Raw genomic sequence first — 18,813 nt, forward strand, 5'->3', positions numbered from 1 at the left:
AACAATAAGATGGAACCTATGAAGTATTTAGAGGAACTGGTGGAGCGGTATCCGGTACTTGATGTGGTAAAAGATGATGTGCAAAAAGCGTATGAACTGCTGGAAGCCTGCTATGAACAGGGCGGGAAGCTGCTGATTGCCGGTAACGGCGGAAGCTGTGCCGACGCGGAACACATTGTCGGTGAACTGATGAAGGGATTCGTGAAACGCAGAGAGGTATCCGATTCTTTTGCCGAATGCTTAAGAAACGCTGATGAGGTCCGGGGAGCGGAACTGGCGAAGAAGCTGCAGGGCGGCCTTCCGGCCATCGCCTTAACCGGCCACGCAGGACTTTCCACCGCCTATTTGAATGACGTGGACGGGGATCTGATTTTCGCCCAGCAGACGTACGGATACGGAAGGCCTGGCGATGTGCTGATCGGTATTTCGACCTCCGGCAATGCGAAGAACGTGATGTATGCCATGACCGTTGCAAAGGCCCTGGGCATGAAGACCATCGGACTCACTGGAAAAGACGGCGGAGCGCTGAAGAGAGAGGCCGATGTTTCTGTCGTCGTGCCTGAGACGGAGACATTTAAGATTCAGGAGCTGCATCTTCCTGTTTATCACGCCCTGTGCCTGATGCTGGAAGAACGCTTTTTCTAAATTCGGGACAGATTGGAGACTGCTATGACAGAAAAGCACTTTATGGATGGAATCGGTAAATGGAAGGATGAGATCATTGCCGCGGGACTTCTTATTGCGTTTGCCTTCTTCATAAACAGAGGAATTGAAATAAAGGGGCTTTATATGGATGACCTCTATCTGTGGTCCTGTTACGGAGAGCAGACCTTTGGGCAGTTTATATTTCCCATGGGGAGTACGCGGTTCCGTTTCCTGTATTATCTGGCCGCATGGCTGGAGCTGGCGGTAATCGGTAATCATATCGGATGGTTTGTACCTCTGAACATCATCTTAAACGGCTGTATCGCCTATTCGGTATACCGGTTTGGAAAGCGGCTGTCGAGAAGCTATCTGATGGGACTCGGATGCGGGTTTCTGTACCTCTTATCCAGAATGTCCTACTACCAGATCAGCCAGGTGTACGGGCTGATGGAGAGTCTGGCTCTGTGGGCGGCGCTGGGGATTCTTTACTGTCTGCTTCGTTACGTGGATGAGAAGGGGGAGGGAAAGAAGTACTTAATCCGGTCGTGCGTGCTCTATTTTGCAGTCTGCTTTATCCATGAGCGCTATCTGGCGCTGCTTCCCCTCATTTATCTGGCGATTCTGTATAAAAAGGGAAAAAAGAAGGCGTTCTGGTTTCTTCCTGCTGGAGTGTTCGCAGTGGTCATGGCGATCCGTGTGCTGACGACCGGAGGTGTAGCGCCTGCAGGCACGGGAGGGACCAATGTCGCCGAGACATTCAGCGTGATGACCTCCATACGCTATGCGATCGACCAGGTCCTGTATATTTTCGGCATCAATGCCGGACCGGGCCATCTAAGCGGCGCCAGCTGGACCGAGTCGCCGTCATGGATCCATGTGCAGATCATTGCCGCGGATCTGGTGCTGCTGGTGCTTGTGATACTGGCAGTCATCCGTGTGATCCGGGATAAGGAAGGCCGCCTTAAGTATCTCCGTGATATCAGCCTGTTCGTGGTATTTATCGCCCTCTGTATCGGCGCATCCAGTGTCACAATCCGTGTGGAGACGAGATGGATCTATGTGTCCATGACAGCCGCCTATCTGCTGGCCGCCTATTTATATGGGATGATAACGGCAAAGCCGGAACACGGCAAGGTCGTTGATATTAAGCGGGAAGTGAGAAAGGCAGCCGATAAAAAAGCGGGACGCCAGAGCGCGGTTCTCTGCGGCGGCCTGTTTCTGGTCTATATTATCATCATGTTTCCCGTGGAGAATTACTATCGGGGACAGTATCCCAACCTCTATTTCTGGGCCGACCAGCAGCGGTATAATTCGCTGGCGGAAGAGACGTATGAAAAATACAGGGACGAGATCTTTGGCCGGAAGATCTATATTATAGGTAATTCATACCAGATGAGCGATTTCACGGCGAGGACCTTCTTCAAGGAGTTTGACCGTGACAGGAAGGCGGAAGGAACGGAAGTTCATTTCATCGATTCCATCCATGATATCGGCCTGATCACCAATAATATGCTGGTGCTGAAGGAAGATCCGGCCCACAACGCGTTCCAGGATGTCACCGACTTTGTACGTAATTTAAAATGCGAGGCGGTATACGGATATTACCGGGACGGCTGGATGGACGAGAGCGCCGAAGTCAGGGTTATGACAGGTACCAGCGGAGTGATTAAATTGGAGATCTATTACCCGGGAGAACTGACAGGATCGGAGATCTCAAAGATTTCCCTGAATGGGGAACCGGTAAGAGATCTGGTCATCAATCAGAATACCATGAAGCTGGAGATTGAGGCGGAACCGAATCAGATCGCCTGCCTCCGGTTTGATAATAATTTTTACTTAAAGGACGCGGGAGAACAGAGAGGGGAGAAACGTTTCTCCATGATTGTGAACTTTGCGGCAGATTAGTGCCGCCCGGCGTAAATACTCCGGGAGGCACTAATATAACATTGCATGAGAATGAATTACCTGGAAAGGAACTTTATGAAACGCAGATACTATTTAACCCTCCTTCCCCTGGCCGGAATCCTGTTCGGCATGTGGTATATCCATATTGCGGCTTCCGATGTGATCTATTCCGATTATATCAGACTGGTGAACAGTTATCTTCCGGATGTGTGGAACCCGACGAAATTCTTTGTGCCGGATGTTCTCACCAGAATTCCGGTAAATTATCTGTCCCGCATCATCAATGTGGCGTTTTTCGGATTCAACACCATGTTTGACCGGGTGCTCGGCGTTCTTGCGCTGGGACTTTCCGGATTTGTCCTGGGAAAATACTGCCGGTTAAGGAAGGTGGGAGCCGTCTGGTTTACCATTCTGATGGCGCTGATGTTCAGTCTGAATAAATGGGAGATGCTGATCAATGGAAGCGGCTGGGCCCATTTCCTGGCCTTTGCCGGATTCTATTACCACTATCTCGTCATGGACAGGCTGTGGACCGGGGACGAGAAGCCGGGAGACAGAAAGCTTCTCGTGATCCTTCCGTTTGCCATAACCATCCTGACTGCCGGTCCGTACTGCGCTGTCTATTCTGTGGTGGTCATGATGGCATATGGCTTTATGGCGATTCTGGATTACCGGAAAACGAAGCGGTTTGAGAAAACGTATCTTCTCTATGCGCTGTGCACATTGGCGGCCCTGCTCCTTTATATGTGGAGTAATTCGCTTACGGTGGAGGATCATGCCGCGGCGGCCGAGGTGGGGCTGTTCACACAGCTTGCGCAGACTCCGGGCTTTTTTGTCCGGTTTATTCTGATCTCCTTTTCCTCCATGGTCGTTGGAATCGAGGAGGCAATTGCCGCATTTAAGGGCAATATCGTCCCGTTTGCGATTCTGGGATTTCTTGTGATAGCGGCTTACTTATACGCGCTGTATTTAAATTTCCGGTACCGGCTGTATGAAGAGTCAATGGTGCCGCTCATACTGATTGTATCGGGAGGGCTCAACCATGTGCTGATTCTCCTGTCACGGTGGATTTTTCTGGTTGATGACTATGGCGCCAGTTCGAGATACGCCCTGCAGTTTCAGGCGGGGATATTTGGAATTATATTGACTTTTGCGCTGTGCCGGAACGAGATGGTGATGAAAAAAATGGTGCGCGGAAAATACCGGCTGTTCTCTGCAGCGGTTGTTTCTTTCTGCCTGCTGTTTCTGGCCGGTAATGCGTATACGACATACCATGAACTGAAAAAGGCTCCGGATCGGAAAGGAACCTTTGAGATACGGGCGCAGATGGCGCTGAACTTCGAAGAGATGACGGATGAGGAACTGAGGGCCGGGTTTGAATACCGGACGACCCGCCCGGAAAGCGGGGCACAGGTCAGGGAGGCGCTGACGATCTTAAAAGACAACGGGTGGGGTGTCTTTAGGCCAAATAAATAAATTTGTAACTGAGGTGGAGAAACTGATGGAACGGACTCATAAATCTCCCCGCGGGAGGCGGGGCGGCAGCTCTCTGCAGAGCAGAGGGCTGGTTTTACTTCTGTGGGTGTGTGCCCTGGGGGCGATTGTGTATTCCGCGGACCAGTTGTTCGTAAAGGGAATCCTGTCCTGGCACAGGCAGCAGAAAGAATATTACGATATGATGGCAGAAGTGACTGCGCTCTTCTGCGTTTTTACTGTCCTGTATGGACTCATAAGAAGCCGGATTTTAAAGGCGGTCGGGACCGTGGCAGTTCTGTCCGTCTTTTTCTGGGGGCATATGGTATTTCTGCCGGTGGTGACGGCAGGCGTCTATCTGGCCTACTTGACTGTATTGGGAGAATTTTTTTGCAGAAGGGTCCTGAGGCTTAAGGCGTCCGACGGCGCAGCGGTACATTTCCTGTGCGGCTCTCTTCTTGTGATCCTGGTCTTCTGCCTGATGTCGGCCGTGGGAATCGGTGCCATCGGGTATCTGCAGGTATTTGTGGCAGCCAGCGGAATTCTTCTGGTGTTCTGGCGGTGTGCGCGGTGCGGTAAGAAAAATGTGGAAGAACCGGCTGGAAATGGCCGGGGAAATAGCTGGAAAAATAGCTGGAAAAATAGCTGGGGATATAGCCGGAGGTCCGGGCGGGAGAGTGAGAGCGGAATTTGGCTCATGGCGCTCTGCTTTGCATTTATCGTAACCATGTTCTGTATACAGGCCGGGCGCATGAATACCGCTCTGGATTTTGACAGCCTCTGGTACGGCGTCCGCTCCCGGTACGTGCTGGACAATGGAAACGGAATTTACGAAAATATGGGGACTATCGGAATCGTCTACACCTATTCCAAGGGCTGGGAAGTGATGACGCTTCCACTCGCAAATCTGCCCTCATACAGCTTCCTTCTTGCTTTTAATCTGTGGCTGACGGCGGGTGTCATATTTATGGCGTACCAGATTGCCCGTTTCTATATGGGAAAAGGCCACTCGACCGTATTTGCCGCTCTTTTAGCCGGTGTGCCGGGTATCATGAATATGGCCATCACTACAAAGACGGATATTGCCACACTTCTTTTCCAGGAAATCATGATCTATTATCTTCTCAAGTATTTGAAGGAGGGAAGAAGGGAGTGGAGATATCTGGCATACGGATTCGCCTCCTTCTTTCTGACATGGACACTGAAGCCGACGGCCCTCGTATTCTCTACCGCTATTCTCGGTATGAGCGTGCTGTTTTTGTTGTGGAAACGCCTGCTTCCGTTGTGGGGAGGGAAAAGAAAGGCTGGACAGGCCGGTGGGAAAGGGAATGCTGGACAAGGCGGCGCGCTGGGGCTTTTTCTCCTGTCGATTCTGGCGCTCGCCGGAATCTGGGCCAGAACTGTAATCATCACAGGACTTCCGGTGACCTCGGTGTTCTCCTCCATTCTTACGAAGCTTGGGCTGGAGATGAAATATCCCTTCAATGTCAATAAAATTCCTAACAGCGGGGCGGAGCTGCCTCTTGGCGAACAGCTTGTGAATTTCATCGAGCGGGCCTTCGGCTTTCTGCTTCGGCCGCTGGGCGTGGATATGGACCATGTGATTCTGGCCTGGGGTGGATTTCTGCTGTTTATCGTGCTTCTTTTGTGGATATTCAGTTTGTTTTACAGAAAAAATGTGGAAAATGATAGTGAAAGGCTGCTTTCGTCCTGGCTAAACGTAGTGTTTATCCCCTTTTTGATCGTCTGCGTAGTCAGTCTCTATATGCTGGTCCAGGTGGACGGAAATTACTTTATGCTGCTGTATGTCCTGGCTGCGCTTTACGTGATGCGGCTTGTGGTCCGGATCTCGGATAAGGCGGTGAGAAACGGGCTATGCGGTATACTGGTTCCTGTCATGTGTTTCTGTGCGGTGGTGTCCTCCCTGACAAACTGGAGCTGGGTCGTGGGATTTTCGCCGGTTTCCTGGAATCATCACGGGTACTACGACCACCAGGAGGCGAAGCACCAGGAAATGGTGGAAAAAGGAAACGGGCAGATCTGGGATATTCTTGCGGAAGACCCCGAAAACCGTCTGATTGCGGTGGGAGACCATCCCGGAGTGCTGGGATTCCCCTGCAATGCCCAGTCGTACGATGATATCACCGGTTCCTGGGGAAATGTGGTTCTGGTGAAAACCATGGATAATTTCGTGGAGTTTATGGACTATGCGAAGACGGATTACGTCTACACAGAGGCCGGATATATGGAAGAGGAGCAACGGTGTTACAGCCTCGTTCGCACGCTCATTGAATATGGCAAGCTGATTCCCATCTGTTATGAGGAGGGAAACATGCTGGCGCGGGTGGAGATCGACGGAGAATATACGGAAACCAGCCGGGCAGCATTGACAGAATTTGACAAATGTTATATAAAGAAGAATGTGGAATAGGCGGAAAGGTTGGAGTAGGAAATGAAGAAAGAAGTTAAAATAGGAATCGGGCTGGTATTTCTGGCGTTTTACGTGTTTCTGATCATGCAGTTCGGCAAGGTATTCGTGTATTATGACGATTTCGGATACTTATCGCTCAGCTATGGAAATACGGTGCCGGATGTGATTGGTTCCAATTATACGTTATCCCAGCTGCTTATCTTTATGGGGAAACACTACTTCTATTCGAATGGAAGGCTGTTCTATTTATTCCTGTTCAGCTTTTTAAATATGATAGGCGGACTGGCTGCGGTCCAGACTTTTATGGCGACCAGCGTTCTGGCGATTCTGATTCTGGTCCATTACGTGGTAATGCGCCATATAAAGCCGGATGGATGGCGCCCGGTGTTTCTGGCTGCTTTTATCTGCCTGCTCTATGGAACCATCGGAATTCTGATTCAGCGTCTGGGAACGTACTGGTATGCGGCCAGCTTTCTGTATGTGGTACCTACGGTTACATTTCTGGTACTGGCAGTTCTTTACTATGAGACAATTGGGGAGGAACCGGAGACCTGGAAAAAGGCAGTCTGCATCGTGCTGGCATTCTTCGCAGCATTTTCTCAGGAAGAGTGGCTGGTGGCCGTGATCGGATATATCTGCATGGTGATTGCCTGGAAGACTTTGAAGAAATACCGCGTCCGCGCTTACGATTTTGGAACGCTGGCAGCGGCTGTGGCCGGGGCGCTTCCGATTCTGACCTCACCGGCGGTAAAGATGCGTATGGACAACAACAGTGAGTTTTCCAATCTGCCGTTTATCCAAAAGGTAATGACCAACTTAAGAAATTTAATGAACCTGTTCTTTTCTTCCGATAATCAGAATTACCTGGCAGTGCTCCTGATGGCTCTGATGGGGCTTGGAGCCTATATGATCTGGAAGAAGATGAAGCTGCCTGTTTTAAATATCGTTTATCTGGCATTTTCCGCGGCCATCACCGTGTACCTGTTCCTGAAGCTGAACCGCCATGTCCTGGGGGCTGGCGGCCATTCTCAGGCGATGATATGGGTTCTGTTTCTCTACCTGATCGTGACTGCGGTACAGGTGATCCGTATTTTATATGACAGAGACCAGATTTTGATGGGAATGATATTCCTGGCGGCGATTCTGACACTGGCCTGCCTTGTGGTGGTGCCGGAGCTTCCCCAGCGGGTGCTCCTTCCGTTTATCTATCTGTCCTATACACTGTTCGGGTACTTATTCTGCCTGATCCTGCTGGAACGGAAGAGTGTGGTATGGGGGCTGGCCGGGCTCGTCTTCGTGGCGGCCGTCAGCATTCCCAACCTTAAGAATATTTACCGGGGGTACAGCATCAACTATGAAGTGCTCATGTATAACGATGGCGTCATCCGGGATGCCGCGGCCCGAATCCGCGGGGGAGAGGAGATAAAGAAATTAAAGCTTTATCAGAATCCCGACCGTCTGTGCAGCTGTGAGATGGTTTACGATGAGAATTTTAAGTATATGATATACTGGATGGACGAGTATTATGATCTGCCGTCCGAAGTGGAACTGGAGTATGAGCCAATCACTGATCTTGGTGCATGGCAGCAAACACACTGACTTAAAGGAGTATAAACTGTGGAGAAAAAATTATCGGTCGTCGTATCCTGCTATAATGAGGAACTGGCGCTGCGCCAGTTTTACGCGGAGACGTCGAAGGTACTGAAAAGCTTAAGCTGGGATTATGAACTTATTTTCGTCAATGACGGAAGCCAGGATGGCAGCATTGAAATTCTGAAGGAACTGGCGTCTGGGGATGAGAAGGTGAAGGTGGTAGATTTTTCCCGCAATTTCGGCCACGAGGCCGCTATGATTGCGGGCATGGACTACAGCAGCGGGGACGGAATCGTCTGTATGGACGCGGACCTTCAGCATCCGCCGGAATGCCTGCCTGGAATTATTGCAAAGCTGGACGAGGGGTACGATGTCATCAATATGGTCCGTACGAAAAATGAGTCCGCCGGCTGGTTTAAGAACTTTGCCGGAGCGGCGTTTTACCGGCTGATTAATATTCTCTCCGATGTGAAATTTGAACCGAACGCCTCCGATTTCTTTGCTGTATCGAAGAAGGCGGCAAAGGTGCTTAAGACAAATTACCGTGAAAAGGTTCGTTTTCTTCGCGGCTATGTGCAGAATATCGGATTCAGACGGACAACCATTGAATACGAGGCCAGAAACCGTGTGGCCGGGGAAAGCAAGTACAGTATCAAGAAGCTGATCACATTTTCCATGAATACGATCATGTGCTTTTCCAATCTGCCGCTGAAGCTGGGCATTTACGCCGGCGGATTTGCGGGAGTCCTGGGAATTATTATGATGATCTACACGATCTGGAGCTGGGCGGAGGTTGGAACACCCAGCGGCTACGCGACAACCATTGTGCTGATCTGCTTCATGTTTGCGATTCTCTTCCTCATTGTCGGGATCATCGGGAATTATATTGCGATTCTGTTTGCAGAATTGAAGGACAGGCCGATCTATATTGTGGGTGAGACGAAGAATTTCCCGGACGAGAAGGAATAAGAATAGATAGAAGTGTTTGAGCAGTTCTGCGAAAATAGAGAAAAGCGGGGAAAGTAAAGATGACATATAAAAAAGTGGATACGATGAACTATGTAGTGGCGTTTCTGGAAAAACTGGTCAATACGCCGAGTCCCAGTGGATTTACGGATGAAGTGATGGCTCTGGTGGAGAATGAGGCGGCCGGTTTTGGGTTCCTGTCCCATTACAGCAGGAAAGGCGGTCTCATCATTGAGGTTCCTGGGAATACGGATGCGGTTTTGGGGCTTTCCGCCCATGTGGACACGCTGGGGGCTATGGTCCGTTCCATCAGCTCCGAGGGAATGCTGCGCATCGTTCCGGTGGGCGGCTTTATGATGGAGAGTATTGAAGGGATGTACTGTAAGGTGCATACCAGAACGGGAAAGGTATATACCGGTACGATTCTCACAAAGGAACCGTCGGTTCATACGTATGATGATGCCAAAACCCTGGAGCGAAAACCGAAGAATATGGAAGTACGCCTGGATGAGAGAGTGAAGAGTGAAGACGATGTCAAAGCGCTGGATATCTCCGCCGGTGATTATATCAGCTTTGATCCGATGTTTGTCTATACGGAAAACGGGTTTATCAAGTCACGCCATCTCGATGATAAGGCCTCCGTGGCTGTGCTAATGGGAGTATTGAAGGAGCTGGGGGAATCCGGTGTGAAGCCGGAGCGTACACTTAAGATCGTAATCAGCAATTATGAGGAAGTTGGTTTCGGTGCAAGCTGGATTCCGGAAGATATCGAGGAATTTATTGCAGTTGATATGGGAGCGCTGGGTGATGATCTGGCTGGGGATGAATACCGGGTATCCATCTGCGCACTGGATTCTTCCGGGCCATACGATTACAAGATGACAAGCCGTCTGATCGAGATCGCTAAGGAGCGGGAGATCGGGTACGCCGTGGACATTTTCCCGCATTATGGCTCTGACGTGGGAGCGGCTCTGCGCGGCGGTCACAATATCCGCGGCGCGCTGATCGGACAGGGGGTTCATGCGTCGCATGGCACGGAGCGGACGCATGTGGAAGGGCTGGAGCAGACACTTCGGCTGATTGAAGGGTATCTTGGAGTGAACTAGGGCGTGCAGATGGGGAGGTCAGAATGGAAACGGTTCATTTAACCAGGGAGCAGGCGCGGCGTTTTTTGCTGCGGAGACATGGCCTTTTGGGCGGATACCGGTTTGAAGGAAAACGGGGAGTCCTGGAGTTTGTAAAACAGGAGGGCTGTATACAATTCGATCCGGTAAACGTATGCGGAAGGAGTCCGGAGCTGGTCCTGTTGTCCCGGGTAAAGGGATTTACGAAGCAGATGCTTTATGAGCTTCTGTACCAGGACCGGGTGCTGATTGATTACTTCGATAAAAACCTCTCCATCTTTGCCACGGAGGACTGGCCCTATTTTGAATGCTACCGCGACCAGCACCGGCAGTGGGAACGGAGCCATGCCGATATCGAGACGGTGAGTGAGCAGGTGAAAGGGATCATTGCGGAGCGGGGAGCGGTCTGCTCCGCCGATTTGGACATGCCGGGGAAGGTGCACTGGTACTGGAGCGATACGAAGCTTTCCCGGGCGGCGCTGGAACATCTGTATTTTACCGGTGATCTGGCTGTTCATCACAAAAAGGGTACGGTAAAATATTACGACTTGATCAGCCGCTGTGTCCCGGAGGAAATCTTAAACCGGAAGGATCCGCTGCCGAATGAACAGGAACACCAGAAATGGCGCGTTCTGCGGAGAATCCGTTCCGTCGGTCTCTTATGGAACCGCCCGTCAGATGCATGGCTGAATATTACAAACTTAAACGCTGCCGGCCGCCGGACTATTTGCGAAAGCCTGCTGAAAGAGCATGCCATCGTTCCCGTTTCGGTAGAAGGAATTCCGGAAACTTTTTATATGGCTAGCGAGGATCTGGAACTGGCGGAAGCGTGCGGAGCAGGGAAGAACTGGAAGAAAAGGTGCGAGTTTCTGGCGCCGCTCGATAACCTGCTGTGGGATCGGAATTTGATTCGCATGATCTTCGACTTCGATTATAAATGGGAGATTTATACTCCGGTAGAGAAACGGAAATACGGCCATTACGTGCTCCCGATTCTCTACGGCGACCGCCTGATCGGACGTATCGAAGCACCATACGACCGGAAGGAAAAGCAGCTAAATGTGAAAAATATCTGGTATGAGCCGGGAGTCAGGAAGACGGCAGAGATGCAGAGGGCGCTTAACGGTGCAGTGGAGCGGCTGGCTGAATTTAACCGGGGGGAAGTTAGCGGAAGTTAGCGGTTTTACCTTTCCGCCGCCGTAAATATATTTGCGATTCAGAATCATCTATAGTATAATTATATTTATGAATAAATATCGATGGTTCCTATAATGGCACTTATGAGAAGCGTATTTTCTTATAGGTGCTTTTTTTCATCAGATCTGATTCCGCCAGGTCTGTATTTTTTTGAAATTTTCCGGAAATTCCTGTTAATTTTCCGTACGTTGATAAACATAAGTGCCATTATAGGAAAAATATCCAATAACGGCGTTTTTATCAAACGTTTCGTGCGAAAGGAGCTCCTCAAAATGACTGAAAAAGCATGTTTTACCACTCTGGAAACAGATGAAAAGTTAAATTATCTTTATGAAGAGATGAGAGGATTGGCAAAGAGGCAGGACCAGATGATGGGGGATTTGGAATACATAGGAAAGCAGCTCAGAAGGGTAGAGATTATTCAGGATGACAATATTGCGGACAGCATTGCGGCCATGGTATCGAATTTCTCAGACATATCAAAAAAAATGGATCGTTTCATTAACATGGAAGCGGTCCTTCATACAATAAAGTCAGATGTGAAGATCATAAAAGAGCTTTAGAGTGTGTTCCTAATGCAGGGCCGGCTATTTGCCGGCCCGCTCCAGGTCTTTCTGAAATACGTTGAGATCCTGTCCCTTCAGAGCCCGTTCCAAAAGCTGGGGAACCTTCTGCGGATTGCACGCAAAGCAGGGGATTCCCATGGAGGCGATCCGTCCGGCAATCTGTTCATCGTAGTAGGGACGGCCGCCGTCGGCAATGGCGAGAAGGCAGATGACGGACACTCCGGAATCCTTCATTTCGCCTAGACGGCGCAAAAGGCCGGCGCGGCTTCCGCCTTCCATCAGATCGCTGATGAGGAAGAACAGAGTTTTCTTTGGGGTATCAATCAGCTGTTGGCAGTAGGCCACCGATTTCTCGATGTCGGTGCCGCCGCCCAGCTGGAAGCCAAACAGAAGATCAACTGGATCATCGCATTTTTCTGTTAAGTCCACCACATTCGTGTCGAAGGCCACGATATGCGTTTTTAAGGATCGGAGACTGGCCAGAATGCAGCTGATCACGGAGGAGTAGATCACCGATTCTCCCATGGAGCCGCTCTGGTCCACATCCAGGATCACTGTGTAGCGGTTGGACATATTTTTGGATGTCCTGTCATAAAAGTAAAAGCGTTCCGGGACTAGCTTCTTTAAATCGGGATTATAGTTCTTCAAATTCCGGCGGATTGTTTCCTTATAGTCGAGGGCAGCGGCTGATGGGATCGGGCTGTGGCGCCTCCGGTCAACCGCGGCGGTAACGGCTCTGCGGATATCGTCTGCCAGCAGGCGGTTAATCTCTTCCACGATCCGTTCAATAAAGGAACGGACCTGCTCCTTGGATCGTTTTGGTATCTGATCCTTCAGGGTCAGCATCATGGAAGCCAGATTTAAGTCCGGTTCCAGCTTTTCCAGGAGCTCCGGCTCGAACATCAGCTGTTTTAAGCCGCAGCGTTCCATGGCGTCCGCCTGGATGATCGATACCAGTTCCTTGTCGAAAAGCGATCTCACATCGCCCAGCCATTTGGAGACAACGGGGGCCGAAGGGCCTTTGCCTGCGCCGCGGGAGCCGAAGCCTCCGCCGGAGGAGGTATTGTCATAGATGGCGGCAAGCGCCTGATCCATCAAATCCTGTTCCCCGCTTAAGGAGGTGTCGCCCATAGCAGAAAATCCGGCCTCACTCTCCTCACCCAGAATTAACCGCCACCGTTTGATTCTATCTTCCAGTTCCATATATGTCACCTCCCATGTAACTTTTGAGCACTCTCGGAAACTCCTGTTCAGACGGCTCATCTTACTGGCCGAAAAAGCCGGTCATATTCCGTCAAAGTCAAAATCATCCAGCGAATCTATCATTTCCAGTTCTTCCGTCTTTAAGGCGCGGGTCACGGTTTCGGAGACCTGATCCTTGTTCACCTGCCAGATTTCCCCCAGATTCTCTGCCACATCGGCTTTTTCGCCTGGAGTAAAATCAGAGAATGCCCGCCGGAGAAAAAGGAGCGCCCGTTTGAACTCTTCCTCATCCAGCGTATCTAAGTAGCTGCTTAGTTCCTTCCACAGGCTGAGCCGGGCGATAAGCGCGTATCGGTTCTTTTTCGACAGCCCTGCAAACCATCCAGCGCCCATTTCGGCCGGAATTCCCTTTGAAAGCCGTCTCTGGACTTCCCGTCCCAGCTCCTCATCCTGCATGCGGCCGCGTTCCAGAAGAACAGCCGTGCAGAAACCGGAGATTCTGGTGTTTATATCATCCCGCGAGGCGATCTCCTCCATCAGGCGGACGAAACGCTCCTCATCCAGAAAATCATGGTGAAGGCAGACGGAATTTAACCGATCCACACTCCTTACAATCTGTTCCGCGGCGGGATCGTCGCAGAAACAGGCAGAGACCAGCAGCAGGCAGGCGCGCAGGAAAATCTGTTCCAGAACGGGAACCAGCGGGGCTGAATCGAGGCGCCGGATATCTCCAAAACGCATGACCACGGAGATGCTTTCCGCCGAAGCCGCAAGATCGGTCAGAGCAGAAGAGTCCGCGGCCAGGTGCTGCAGAATATCCGTGATATAAGCGACCATCTCAGGCATACCGCAAAGGTAAGATTCCTCCAGAAGCTTTGCGGCAGCGCTGATTTCCGTGGCATCCCTGGCCCGCTCTCTCATGGAAAAGGAGGCGGCCCCGGTGACCGTGTCCCCCTTCAGCGTGGCTTCAACCAGCTCGATCTCGACCTCCGGCGTCCATTTTACTGTCCAGGCCTCCGCCCATGTGGCGTCCTCCTGTCTGAGCGGCTGCAGCGTACCGAAGCCGATGTTTAAGACCCTTAAACGGTGCAGAAAAAAAGAACGGTTCAAGTCGCGGAAGGCGGCCGCTTCGGATTTTACATTTAGATTTTCACGAAGGTCCAGGGATATGCTTTCCGCAACCTCGGACCGGTATTTCTCCAGCCTTAAGTCCCGCAGGTTCCGGTAAAAATCATCCTGAAGGCTGGTGCGGCTCACCCCCTGGGGAAGGGAGCCTGTCACAGTCCCGATCTCCGTGTCTGCGGCGGCGAGGGCGATTTCAGAAAAATGTCCATGTCCCATGCAGGTTACGGCAGCGTCGCGCAGATCACAGAGGGCAGGCAGACTGTGTCCGCCTAAAGCGGCCAGAGATTTGGAAAGTTCGACCGCTTCGATGACTTCGGCGGACGAGACCATGAAGCCATGCTCTCTCTGATAGGTGGAAATGGAGGTCAGGTACGTATAGAGCGCCAGCTCCCGGTCCTGTTCCAGGAAAGAGCGCCAGACCATTCCGTAATAGAAGGGGGCCTTGTTACCGGCGCCGTATCCGGATCGGGAGGAGAGGCGGTAATAGGAGTAGGGCATCAGCGTCACGCTGCACTCCACGGCCGGAAGCTCTCCCCGCTCTTTGTCGGTCATGGCAGGGGCGTCGCTTAAAAGGCCTGCCGTATGGTACGCTCCGGTGACCACCACCGTGCGTTCCGGCGCGAAGCCTTCTGCGGCAGCCCGGGCAATCTGGCGGCGCATGTAAGCCTCGCGGACGAGGATTTCGGGCCAGTTGCTGTCATTTCCCGCGGTCAGGCTGCGCAGCTCTTCACCGAATACCGCGGCTCCGGCCATATATTCCTCCGGAGTCTGGCTGTGCTCCATGGTATATTCCCAGAATGCCTCATGACCGCCTTCTCCGCACTGGGAATCCAGCAGCCGGTATACGTCGCCGGAGCCTTGATTCTCTGAATCATCGGAAAGAGTGGTCTCCGTCACCGGTCTCTGAATGCCCAGAAATACGCTGGAAGGCAGATCAATGAAACGGCAGGGGACGCCATGGTCCTTCGCCCAGAGCACCGCCTGATACTCCGGTGAATATTCTGCAAACGGGTACAGGATCGTGCGGATGGGCGACTCTTTTGTGTAGGCCATGATCGCGATCGGCGGTTTTGTCTCCTCCCCTGCAATGTCGCCAAGGAGAGCGGTAAAATCGGAGGGGCCCTCCACTAATATCAGTTCCGGTTCCCTTTCGTCCAGGAGCCGTCTCAAATGGTATGCGCCGGCGGGCGAAAGATGACGGATTCCAAAACAAACCGGATGCTCCATCTATTTGTTCAACTCCTTACACTCTTTGTAAAGGCCAAGCCACTGGCTGCCGCGTTTCTTCATGATGTTTTCCAGATACTCCTTAAAGACCATGCTGTCCTTGTCCTCGTCCTTTACGATGGCGCCCTGCAGAGCGGCCGCCAGATCGTAGTCGGTAATCGTTCCGTTTCCGAAGCTTCCCGCCAGAGCCATGCTGCCGGCAAGAAGGGAGATGGCCTCAGCCGTGGAGAGTACTCCGGAGGCCGGCTTTAGTTTCTGTTTTCCATCCAGCGTCATCCCGCTCCGCAGTTCACGGAAAATGGTGCAGACCTTTTCCACCACGTCTGCTTCCGGGAGTCTGGCGTTTAATTCCAGATTGGCCGCCATCTGATCCACCCTGGTTTTTACGATTTCCATTTCAGAGGTTAAGTCTGAGGGCGTCGGAAGGACCACGATGTTGAAACGCCGTTTCAGGGCTGCGGACATCTCGTTGACGCCCTTGTCACGGGTATTGGCCGTTGCGATAATGGAGAAGCCTTTTTTTGCCGGCAGCTCGTAGGCCAGCTCCGGCACTGAAATCCGTTTTTCGGACAAAATGGAGATCAGCGCATCAGAAACCTCGGAGGCGCAGCGGGAAATCTCCTCAATTCTGGCGATACTTCCCGCTTCCATGGCGCGGTAGACCGGACTTTTGATCAGCGCCTCGTCGGAGGGCCCCTGGGCGATCAGCATGGCGTAGTTCCAGGAATACCGGATGTGCTCCTCTGTGGTGCCTGCGGTTCCCTGTACTACCTTCGTAGAATCTCCGTTAATGGCGGCCGTTAAATGTTCCGACAGCCATGATTTGGCCGTTCCTGGTTCGCCGATTAAGAGCAGGGCGCGGTCGGTGACGAGCGTGGCGATGGCGATTTCCACCAGGCGTCTATTTCCGATATATTTCGGTGTGATTTCCACTCTGCCGGCCCGGCCCCCTGTGATGTAGGTGAGCACGGAGCGGGGACTCATACGCCATCCGGATGGCACCGGATCTTTTTCCGAGGCGATCAGGGCATCGATTTCTCTCTGATACATTTCCTCAGCGGGCATACGCTGTACATTCTCGTTGTCTTGTCTGTTCTTTTCTGTTACCATCATTTACCTCCCAGGTGCTATATAATACCAGCTGCCTCATCAATCATTTTTCTCATCATGCTGCTGGAATCCCAGTTTTTACGGACAGCGCTCTTCACGGGATACGTGCAGATGAAATTGTCGATTTCCCGAAATTCCTGACGCTTTTCTTCTTCTGTCATGGGTAGTTGGTCGATCAGCTGTCTGACACGCCAGAAGCTGATGCCGGAATCCTCATTATTTTCCACGTAACGGGCCACCAGTCCTTTAAAATCAGTCCAGCCGCACTGGATAAGCGGTCTGTAGAGGACGCTGTTATCGGACACGATAAGAGCCTTTTTATAGAGATGACTTCCCAGAAGAGGCCGAACCTCGGGAGCGGCCATCTTGGCAAGCAGATGATCGCTGTCCAGCTTTTGCGGCGTTCCATTTTCGGCAACGCAGCTTATGCCCTCCCGGACTGGAACCATACTGCCGGTAAAGAATTCAAACCATCGGGGATCTAAGTTTTCTTTCAGCGGCCGCTGAAGCTTTATGAGACACTGCCGTCCGCCGCCTTCTCTCAGGGGAATGAAATACTCGTGGCGCCCGGAGCGTTCCACGTAATTGATCTGACCGAACACTGCCATCAGAGCAGTGGTGGCACGGCTTTTCTCCTCTTTCCCGATACCAAGAATACTGGTCTTAGGGAAACGTTCCCGATACTGGTCGTAAACCGTTTTGGCAGACATGGTCAGCAGATCTGCTGTCAGCGAAGCGGGATACCAGGCTTTTCCGTGTGTTTCGGCCAGCGTGCGGGCGCAGGTTATGAGCCGCTCATCGAGGCTGCGGGCGATGGATCTCGATAAAAGCTCCGGGAATCTTCCATAATAGCTCTTCTTATTCCAATCGGCTGCGGCTGCACGTTCATACAGGGCCAGGACAGAAGAGTCCGCTTTGCCGGTCAGGGCCTCGAGGAGAAGCTCCAGATGCTCTTTCTGTTCCTTTTTTTCTTTCTGCTCCTTCGTCTTATTTTCGGAACTGAGGTCAAGCTCATCAAAGAAGATATGGGCCAACGCTCCAAGGCGGGCTGAAAGGTGGTCGGAGCGCGAAAAATTCAAATATTTCATGGCCTCCCAGGGAGTGCTGTCCAGAAGGGTTTCTAAATACCGTTCTGACTCTGCGGTATCCATATGAACCAGAACCTGTCGGGCCACCTCGAGGCTGCTGCCTTTTTCTGTCTTCAAAAGGTCGAGAAGCAGGCCGGAATTCCTCTTGTCGAAACGGAGTGCGGATACAGCCTCCTCCCTCAAGTCCTTTTTTGCCCAATCCAGCAGGCTTATGTAGAAATCATTTTCCTTCTCTCCGGAGATCGCCTCGATGACACGAAGACGGCGTACCCGGCCTCCGTCACTGCACTCTGCAAAACCCTGTTTCAGGAGAGGAAGGAAGCTTTCATCCTGATGGGAGAGCCAGTCCTCCGCCAGAGCCGCAATCTCGTTGTAGCGGTCAGACAGGGCGGGAACCATGGCGGCCTGTACACGGTAATCGTCAAAAAGCTCCGGTGTGTTTTGAAGCGCTTCTGAAATGACGGCATATCTCCCGCCTCCTGTGCCTGTGAGGGCCTCCAGAAGAGGTTTTACTGCACGGAAGGGCTGGCAGGGGGAGAATGGCCGCATGGCCAGCTCCAAAGGAACGAGCGTGCCGGGAACGCCGCACCCGGCCTGCGTGCAGAGAATGGCTTCGGACAGCGCCAGCGTATCGAGCAGGGTCCTCGCCCGGTCTTTGCAGTCCGGGGCGATGGTCTGGGCGGCCATCAGATAAAGCTTTTTAATTACCGGAGATGCGTCGGCCAGAGGGGCGATGCTGTCTACGGCTCTTTTCAATCGAAAGTCTTCTCCGGCAAGCCGGACGCCTGCCGCCGCCGTGGCTTCCAGCCGTTCCTGAAGATCATATAATGCCTGAAGTTCCATAATTGTTCCTCCCTATTATTAATAAGAGTACTCTCGGAAACTCCTTGTACTCAGATTTGTGAGATGATTTTCCGTCAGGAAAGTCTTCTCCGGCAAGCCGGACGCCTGCCGCCGCCGTGGCTTCCAGCCGTTCCTGAAGATCATATAATGCCTGAAGTTCCATAATTGTTCCTCCCTATATTAATAAGAGTACTCTCGGAAACTCCTTGTACTCAGATTTGTGAGATGATTTTCCGTCAGATGTGCACAAATTTATGAGGCGTACACGGCGTGTACGTTGAATAAATTTGTGTGCATATGGCGGAAAATCAGCCACA

At 51.8% G+C, this 18,813-nt stretch carries 14 protein-coding genes; 9 read left to right on the forward strand and 5 right to left on the reverse strand.

Translation table 11 applies throughout. From position 1 onward, the window contains the following. The first annotated feature begins 9 nt into the window (after positions 1-9). The 9 genes from DFR60_RS04820 (at position 10) to DFR60_RS30140 (ending at position 11,897) form a co-directional block, all read left to right on the forward strand. Positions 10-645 (forward strand): D-sedoheptulose-7-phosphate isomerase, encoded by a 636-nt coding sequence (locus DFR60_RS04820; RefSeq protein ID WP_110321891.1) that lies wholly within the window; start codon positions 10-12, stop codon positions 643-645. A 24-nt stretch (positions 646-669) separates the two neighbouring features. After that, a complete protein-coding gene (locus tag DFR60_RS04825) occupies positions 670-2,550 on the forward strand; it encodes a hypothetical protein (protein ID WP_110321892.1) in 1,881 nt (626 codons plus the stop codon). Between the two features lie 75 nt (positions 2,551-2,625). After that, positions 2,626-4,026 carry a hypothetical protein gene (locus DFR60_RS04830; protein WP_110322070.1) on the forward strand — a complete coding sequence of 467 codons (1,401 nt, stop codon included), beginning with the start codon at positions 2,626-2,628 and terminating at the stop codon, positions 4,024-4,026. 25 nt (positions 4,027-4,051) lie between these two features. After that, positions 4,052-6,454 (forward strand): glycosyltransferase family 39 protein, encoded by a 2,403-nt coding sequence (locus tag DFR60_RS04835; RefSeq protein WP_110321893.1) that lies wholly within the window; start codon positions 4,052-4,054, stop codon positions 6,452-6,454. Positions 6,455-6,475: 21 nt separating this feature from the next. Next, complete coding sequence (locus DFR60_RS04840) at positions 6,476-8,053, forward strand: DUF6056 family protein (protein ID WP_110321894.1); 1,578 nt, start codon at positions 6,476-6,478, stop codon at positions 8,051-8,053. 18 nt (positions 8,054-8,071) lie between these two features. Then, entirely contained in the window at positions 8,072-9,016 is a 945-nt protein-coding gene (locus DFR60_RS04845; protein WP_110321895.1) for a glycosyltransferase family 2 protein, read from the forward strand. A gap of 59 nt (positions 9,017-9,075) precedes the next feature. After that, positions 9,076-10,119: a M42 family metallopeptidase gene (locus DFR60_RS04850; RefSeq protein WP_341457915.1), complete on the forward strand. Its 1,044-nt coding sequence runs from the start codon at positions 9,076-9,078 to the stop codon at positions 10,117-10,119. 23 nt (positions 10,120-10,142) lie between these two features. After that, positions 10,143-11,315 carry a winged helix-turn-helix domain-containing protein gene (locus DFR60_RS04855; protein ID WP_110321896.1) on the forward strand — a complete coding sequence of 391 codons (1,173 nt, stop codon included), beginning with the start codon at positions 10,143-10,145 and terminating at the stop codon, positions 11,313-11,315. A gap of 291 nt (positions 11,316-11,606) precedes the next feature. Continuing rightward, positions 11,607-11,897 carry a hypothetical protein gene (locus DFR60_RS30140; protein ID WP_146218577.1) on the forward strand — a complete coding sequence of 97 codons (291 nt, stop codon included), beginning with the start codon at positions 11,607-11,609 and terminating at the stop codon, positions 11,895-11,897. Between the two features lie 24 nt (positions 11,898-11,921). On the opposite strand, the gene DFR60_RS04865 is transcribed toward DFR60_RS30140, so the two are convergent. From DFR60_RS04865 to DFR60_RS04885, 5 genes are all read right to left on the reverse strand, one after another. After that, a complete protein-coding gene (locus DFR60_RS04865) occupies positions 11,922-13,103 on the reverse strand; it encodes a VWA domain-containing protein (RefSeq protein ID WP_110321898.1) in 1,182 nt (393 codons plus the stop codon). Between the two features lie 81 nt (positions 13,104-13,184). Continuing rightward, positions 13,185-15,455, reverse strand: a complete 2,271-nt coding sequence (locus DFR60_RS04870; RefSeq protein ID WP_110321899.1) for a DUF5682 family protein — start codon at positions 15,453-15,455, stop codon at positions 13,185-13,187. Then, a complete protein-coding gene (locus tag DFR60_RS04875; protein WP_110321900.1) occupies positions 15,456-16,565 on the reverse strand; it encodes an AAA family ATPase in 1,110 nt (369 codons plus the stop codon). A gap of 17 nt (positions 16,566-16,582) precedes the next feature. Continuing rightward, complete coding sequence (locus tag DFR60_RS04880) at positions 16,583-18,496, reverse strand: hypothetical protein (protein ID WP_110321901.1); 1,914 nt, start codon at positions 18,494-18,496, stop codon at positions 16,583-16,585. After that, positions 18,474-18,659, reverse strand: a complete 186-nt coding sequence (locus DFR60_RS04885; protein WP_110321902.1) for a hypothetical protein — start codon at positions 18,657-18,659, stop codon at positions 18,474-18,476. Before DFR60_RS04885 ends, DFR60_RS04880 begins: the two co-directional genes overlap by 23 nt. Between the last annotated feature and the right edge of the window lie 154 nt (positions 18,660-18,813).

This window comes from Hungatella effluvii (assembly GCF_003201875.1).
Classification (GTDB): domain Bacteria; phylum Bacillota; class Clostridia; order Lachnospirales; family Lachnospiraceae; genus Hungatella; species Hungatella effluvii.

Excerpts from the sequence above, each read along its gene's own strand:
- DFR60_RS04820 (WP_110321891.1), top strand. The coding sequence starts at position 10 with ATGGAACCTATGAAGTATTTAGAGGAACTGGTGGAGCGGTATCCGGTA.
- DFR60_RS04825 (WP_110321892.1), top strand. The coding sequence starts at position 670 with ATGACAGAAAAGCACTTTATGGATGGAATCGGTAAATGGAAGGATGAG.
- DFR60_RS04830 (WP_110322070.1), top strand. The coding sequence starts at position 2,626 with ATGAAACGCAGATACTATTTAACCCTCCTTCCCCTGGCCGGAATCCTG.
- DFR60_RS04835 (WP_110321893.1), top strand. The coding sequence starts at position 4,052 with ATGGAACGGACTCATAAATCTCCCCGCGGGAGGCGGGGCGGCAGCTCT.
- DFR60_RS04840 (WP_110321894.1), top strand. The coding sequence starts at position 6,476 with ATGAAGAAAGAAGTTAAAATAGGAATCGGGCTGGTATTTCTGGCGTTT.
- DFR60_RS04850 (WP_341457915.1), top strand. The coding sequence starts at position 9,076 with ATGACATATAAAAAAGTGGATACGATGAACTATGTAGTGGCGTTTCTG.
- DFR60_RS04855 (WP_110321896.1), top strand. The coding sequence starts at position 10,143 with ATGGAAACGGTTCATTTAACCAGGGAGCAGGCGCGGCGTTTTTTGCTG.
- DFR60_RS30140 (WP_146218577.1), top strand. The coding sequence starts at position 11,607 with ATGACTGAAAAAGCATGTTTTACCACTCTGGAAACAGATGAAAAGTTA.
- DFR60_RS04865 (WP_110321898.1), bottom strand. The coding sequence starts at position 13,103 with ATGGAACTGGAAGATAGAATCAAACGGTGGCGGTTAATTCTGGGTGAG.
- DFR60_RS04870 (WP_110321899.1), bottom strand. The coding sequence starts at position 15,455 with ATGGAGCATCCGGTTTGTTTTGGAATCCGTCATCTTTCGCCCGCCGGC.
- DFR60_RS04875 (WP_110321900.1), bottom strand. The coding sequence starts at position 16,565 with ATGGTAACAGAAAAGAACAGACAAGACAACGAGAATGTACAGCGTATG.
- DFR60_RS04880 (WP_110321901.1), bottom strand. The coding sequence starts at position 18,496 with ATGGAACTTCAGGCATTATATGATCTTCAGGAACGGCTGGAAGCCACG.
- DFR60_RS04885 (WP_110321902.1), bottom strand. The coding sequence starts at position 18,659 with ATGGAACTTCAGGCATTATATGATCTTCAGGAACGGCTGGAAGCCACG.